This window comes from Methylobacterium sp. P3_A11 (assembly GCF_056403155.1).
This window is the reverse complement of sequence record NZ_JBFUGA010000203.1, coordinates 1-4,800: the sequence shown is the minus strand read 5'-3', so window position 1 is coordinate 4,800 and position 4,800 is coordinate 1. Positions and strand designations below refer to the sequence as shown.

Genomic DNA, 4,800 nt, shown 5'->3' with positions numbered 1-4,800 from the left:
GCGCGGCAGCCCGGGCGCTCAGGGCTACACGAGCCAGGAAGCCTTGCAGAAGGAGGTGCCTGAGAACAATCGCGCGGCCCGTCGCCGTGATGCTGCCATGGCCAAGCAGACTAAGGACGAGGAGGCGTAAAACGCCTTATGCGCATACGGCACGTGTCGGGACCTGGTCAGCGGTGCAGGTGAAGCGTGTTGTTACCTGCAGGCTCCCGCCTTCTCACGTTCGGGAGGAGGCGGGAAAGCTGCCTTGGTTACTGCGCTGGAAAGGATATCCTGCCGCGCACTCGCCGGGCGGAGCGGCCTGCCTGGCATGGACGGAGCAAGCCCACCCATGTTCGACGAATTCGGTATTCCACGCGGCGCTGAGTTGGACGATGCCGCGCTGCCCCCGCTTTCCCATTACGTCTACTGCAGCCGTGCCGCCAGCAGCGTCGACGACGTCGAGGTCGGTCGCATTGTCGAGTCGGCCCAACGCAACAATCTCGCACGCGGCATCACCGGGGTGCTGGTTTATGGCAGCGGCGTCTTCTTCCAGTGGGTCGAAGGGCCGGCCGCCCAGATACAGAAGCTGATCGCGAACTTGCGTAGCGACCCACGTCATTACGATATCGTCTCGCTGGACCAGGGTGAGGAAGAGCGCGAGCGTCTGTATCCGAACTGGGAGATGGAGAAGGTCGAAGCCGAGGACATTCGCGCTGTGTTGCAGGACGCGCTCGAAAGCGCTGAAGACAAAAACAACGTCGCGGCACTAAAGCGTATTCTTGAACACTTCGCTTCGGGGCCGCTGGACTCAATCGGCCGAAGCCGATCAGGTCAGTGACGTCTACCTGCGCGCGTCTACCTAGCCCGGACAGCATGGCAGTGATGACGGAGGCTGCGGCGATCGGCGGACCGTTCGGCGTCATTGTACTGCAATATAATAAATATTCTGCAAAAATAAAAATATCTTAATTCTAGCAGATGAGACAAGGCACTAATGCAACACTCTCTTACTAGCACCATGCTTGTAATAGATGTAATCCCGGACCGTAACCCCAATGTTCATCGCAACATTACTGCTTGAAAAAATCGGACGCGACTCATCAATCGGGCATTCGTATTCGCCGGCATAGATCTTCCACGCCCAAAGCCGATTGCCGTTGAGACTTCGGCTGACCTCAACGTGCAGGCAAGAATTCCCAGGCTCTTTATCCGACATTTCTTATAATGCCATATGTACGGAAGTACACCAACGCGGCGCTGAGCCGCATAGCTTTACATCTAACCTGTCGGCAGCTTTGATGCCGGCACAAGATCGACAGGCCTCTGAGACCGTCGACGCAGTGCCGCCGGGAGGGGGTGATGACAAATCTGGCTTCGTCTGAAGGCTCATGGGGCAATCGTTCTCCTCAGGACGCTGACCGCGCGGCCCAGGCTCGCCAAGCGTATGCACGTAAACGCGCGGCCGAAGCCGCCCGAGAGCGTTGCCTGGCTCTGGGGCACCTCGTCCAGACCCAGATCATCCCCCAACTCGTGCTGCGGCATCGCAGGTCCGTCGCCGAGCAGATCAAACCCCCGTTTCAGCCGGATGCCGAGCAAGTCGCGGCCTTCACCCATCTGGCGCTCGCGCAGGATGATGCGTCCGTGATCGAGGCCTTCTCGGTTATGGTCGCGCAAGGCTACCCCGTTGATCGCCTATTCCTGGACCTTCTGGCACCCTCAGCCGCTCTCTTAGGCCGCATGTGGGAGGAGGACCTGTGCGACTTCGTCGAGGTGACGACCGGTGTCGCCCGCCTACAACATCTGGTGGCTCGGTTCCGGGTCGACAGAGAGGCGACCTCGCTCGACCGGCAGCCCCGTCTGCTCTTGATGAGCGCTCCCGGCGAGCAGCACACGTTCGGCGTCCGGATCGTCGAACAATTCATGTGCAGGGCAGGCTGGTCTGTCTCGGTCGGGCTCTCGTCCACCCCCGAAGAGATCGCTGCCTTGGTGGCGTCCGAGTGGTTCGACGTCGTCGGCCTGACGCTCAGCAGCGGAGCACGCCTCGATCAACTCGCAAAGGCCATCCGCTCGGTGCGGGATGCGTCGTGCAACTCAGCCATTGGCGTGATGGTCGGAGGTCCGGTGTTCCTGGAACATCCGGAACTCGTTCCTCAGGTCGGGGCGGATGCGTCTGCGGTCGACGCGGCGACGGCGGTGCTTCTCGCGCAACGGCTATTCGATCTCGCGACCGACAGCGCCCAAGGTATGTGACTAAAAATCAGCTGGTAGCGTCTGCAAGGTTTGTGCGATCTAAAAATCAATGCGCTGACAGGTACCCGCATTGAGGTGTGACGACTGGCGGCTCCCTACATCCCCCTTCTACGTGTGAACCCCCAACGGCAACGCCTTAACCGCTACGCTTTCTTCACGGCGAGTGGCACAGTGCGCCCCCATGCCGATCCGGCCCGAGCACCGCTTCTTCTACCCGATCGATTGGCCGCAGCTCTCGGCTGTGATCCGCTTCGGCCGCGCCAAGGGCCGCTGCGAGGGCTGCGGGCGGCCGCACGGGCGGAGATAGTCTACCACCTCGGCGATGGCCGCTGGTGGGACGCCGACGCCGGCCGGTGGCGAGACGGGCGGGGCAGGCGGATCCGACTGAAGGCTGGGGCGGTGGATGTGCTCGTCCTCGTGCGCACGACCCGGGTGGTGCTGGCCGCAGCCCATCGGGATCACGACACCTCGAACAACGCCGACGTCAACCTCGCGGCCTTCTGCCAACGGTGCCACATGATCCACGACCGGCCGGAGCATCAGAGGCGACGCTGGCGCACGCTGTTCAAGCGGAAGGCGCTCGGCGATCTGTTCGGCGGTCCCTATGCATGAACGCGCAGCAGCAGAGAAAGAGTGCGCCCTAGCAATGCTAGATGGCAATCTAGGCTGGTAGGCGGTCGGGTTTGTGGGCTCTGCCCGCACCAACATGGCAGCCTGGTATCAGGACTGGTCTATCGAGCCGCCTGCCGACGATGCTGAGGGATGCGGTGAACACCACACGCGCGGCCTCGTCCCGCACCAGCGCCAGCAGCTTGCTGCAGCCGTTCTGGTTAGGATAATGCAGTGCGATCTCCGATAGGATTTGCGCCGCGCGCCGGCCAGCCTCATCCGGGTTGGCGCACACCTCGCCCTCGGTGTCGCTCACGGACGACACATCGTCACGGATATCGAAGAAATAGCGCGGCATCTTGAGCTATCCTGTTGGTGGGCAACACCGCCGGTCAGGCCAGACACGCCGGATATGCAGCGGTCTGACGATTGCCGGGCTGTGAGGCGCTTCTGCGCCGTGCAGGCCGGCTCGGCTTCGGATCCGCGGCGCGGTCCCAACTCGGGGTGGGGGCTGCTTTGGCGTAAGCGCTGTCCTCAGGCCACGGCTTTCAGGGGTGGCGTTGATGGGGAAGCCCATGGAAGCAGATCATCGAGGCGCCGCTGCGGATGCCCCGCGACGATGCGGGTGATGACGTCAGCGAGGTAGGCCTGCGGTTCGACGCCGACGAGCTTGCAGGTCTCGATGATCCTCCCTCGGTTTCACGGACACCTCTGGTACGCTCATGCTGAGCGGGGAAGGTGTCGGATGGCGAAGACGAGACGAGAGTTCACACCCGAGTTCAAACGCGAAGCGGTCGCCTTGCTGGAGAGCAGCGGCCGGCCGCAGATGCAGGTCGCGGCCGAGCTCGGGATCCAGCCCTCGATGTTGCGGCAGTGGCGCGCCATGCTGAACGGGGCCTCACCCCCGCCGCGGCCGGCAGGATCGACGGGCGCCTCGCCACCAAGCCCGGTCGCATCGCCGTCCGATCAGGCCGCCGAGATCGCTCGGCTGCGACGTGAGCTCGACCGCACGCGCATGGAGCGCGACGTGCTAAAAAAAGCCATCGGCATCTTCGCGGAGATGCCCAAGTGACCTTTGCCTTCATCGAGCAGCATGCACGCACGTGGCCGGTGCGTCTCATGTGCCGCGTGCTCGGAGTGTCACCCAGTGGCTTCTACGGCTGGCGGTCACGGCCCGAGAGCGCCCGCTCGGCCTCCAACCGCCAGCTCCTGGACGACGTCCAGCGCATCCATGCCGCCCATCATCGGCGCTACGGTGCCCCGCGCGTGCATGCCGTCCTGCGGGCCGAGGGCCGGTCTGTCAGCCGCGGGCGGGTGGAGCGCCTGATGCGCCAGCACGGCATCCGCGCCCTGGCGGGGCGTCGGTTCCGGCCGTGCACGACCGACAGCCGCCACGATCTCCCGATTGCCCCAAACCTCCTGAAGCAGGATTTCTCGGCCGCGCGGCCCGGCACGGTCTGGCTGGCCGACATCACCTACCTGCCGAGCGGCGAGGGCTGGCTGTACCTGGCCGCCGTCCTCGATCTGGCCACGCGCAAGATCGTCGGCTGGTCGATGCGCGATCACATGCGGGCCGAGCTGAGCGTGGCTGCGCTGATGATGGCCGCCCAGCGGCAGCGACCGGCCGCAGGGCTCATCTGCCACTCGGATCGCGGCAGCCAGTACGCAGCCGAGACCTACCGCAAGCAGCTCGCCAGCATGGGGGCGAGGCCGTCGATGAGCCGGACAGGATGCTGCTACGACAATGCCCCAATGGAGAGCTTCTTCCACACTCTCAAGGTCGAGCTCGTTCATCAGCGGCGATGGGCAACCCGAGATGAGGCGCGACGCGACCTGTTCGCTTACATCGAGGGCTACTACAATCGGCAACGCATCCATTCGGCGCTCGGCTATCTCACGCCCGAGCAGGCCGAGCAAAACGCGAGCTAAACTCCCCGTGTCCGCGAAATCAGGGGAGGATCA

General features: G+C 63.8%; 4 protein-coding genes and 2 pseudogenes. 4 read left to right on the top strand and 2 right to left on the bottom strand.

The window, feature by feature from the left end:
- The first annotated feature begins 328 nt into the window (after window positions 1-328).
- The 3 genes and pseudogenes from AC1DXK_RS30400 to AC1DXK_RS30390 all read left to right on the top strand — a co-directional run bounded on the left by AC1DXK_RS30400 (window position 329) and on the right by AC1DXK_RS30390 (window position 2,841).
- Entirely contained in the window at window positions 329-817 is a 489-nt protein-coding gene (locus AC1DXK_RS30400) for a BLUF domain-containing protein (protein WP_456685805.1), read from the top strand.
- A 521-nt stretch (window positions 818-1,338) separates the two neighbouring features.
- Window positions 1,339-2,229: a cobalamin B12-binding domain-containing protein gene (locus AC1DXK_RS30395; protein ID WP_456685806.1), complete on the top strand. Its 891-nt coding sequence runs from the start codon at window positions 1,339-1,341 to the stop codon at window positions 2,227-2,229.
- Between the two features lie 181 nt (window positions 2,230-2,410).
- Window positions 2,411-2,841, top strand: a pseudogene (locus tag AC1DXK_RS30390) (hypothetical protein).
- A gap of 49 nt (window positions 2,842-2,890) precedes the next feature.
- On the opposite strand, the gene AC1DXK_RS30385 reads toward AC1DXK_RS30390, so the two are convergent.
- Together AC1DXK_RS30385 and AC1DXK_RS30380 are read right to left on the bottom strand one after the other, a co-directional pair.
- On the bottom strand, window positions 2,891-3,196 hold the full coding sequence (locus tag AC1DXK_RS30385) for a DUF6894 family protein (protein WP_456685807.1): 306 nt from the start codon (window positions 3,194-3,196) through the stop codon (window positions 2,891-2,893).
- A 176-nt stretch (window positions 3,197-3,372) separates the two neighbouring features.
- Window positions 3,373-3,525, bottom strand: a pseudogene (locus AC1DXK_RS30380) (transposase domain-containing protein); the annotation flags it as partial.
- A gap of 58 nt (window positions 3,526-3,583) precedes the next feature.
- On the opposite strand from AC1DXK_RS30380, the gene AC1DXK_RS30375 reads away from it, so the two are divergent.
- Window positions 3,584-4,767, top strand: a protein-coding gene (locus AC1DXK_RS30375) for an IS3 family transposase (RefSeq protein ID WP_477299663.1) whose coding sequence is annotated in 2 segments (ribosomal slippage) — window positions 3,584-3,881 and window positions 3,881-4,767 — 1,185 coding nt in all. Because the reading frame shifts where the segments join, the coding sequence is not laid out codon by codon here.
- The last annotated feature ends 33 nt before the right edge of the window (window positions 4,768-4,800 follow it).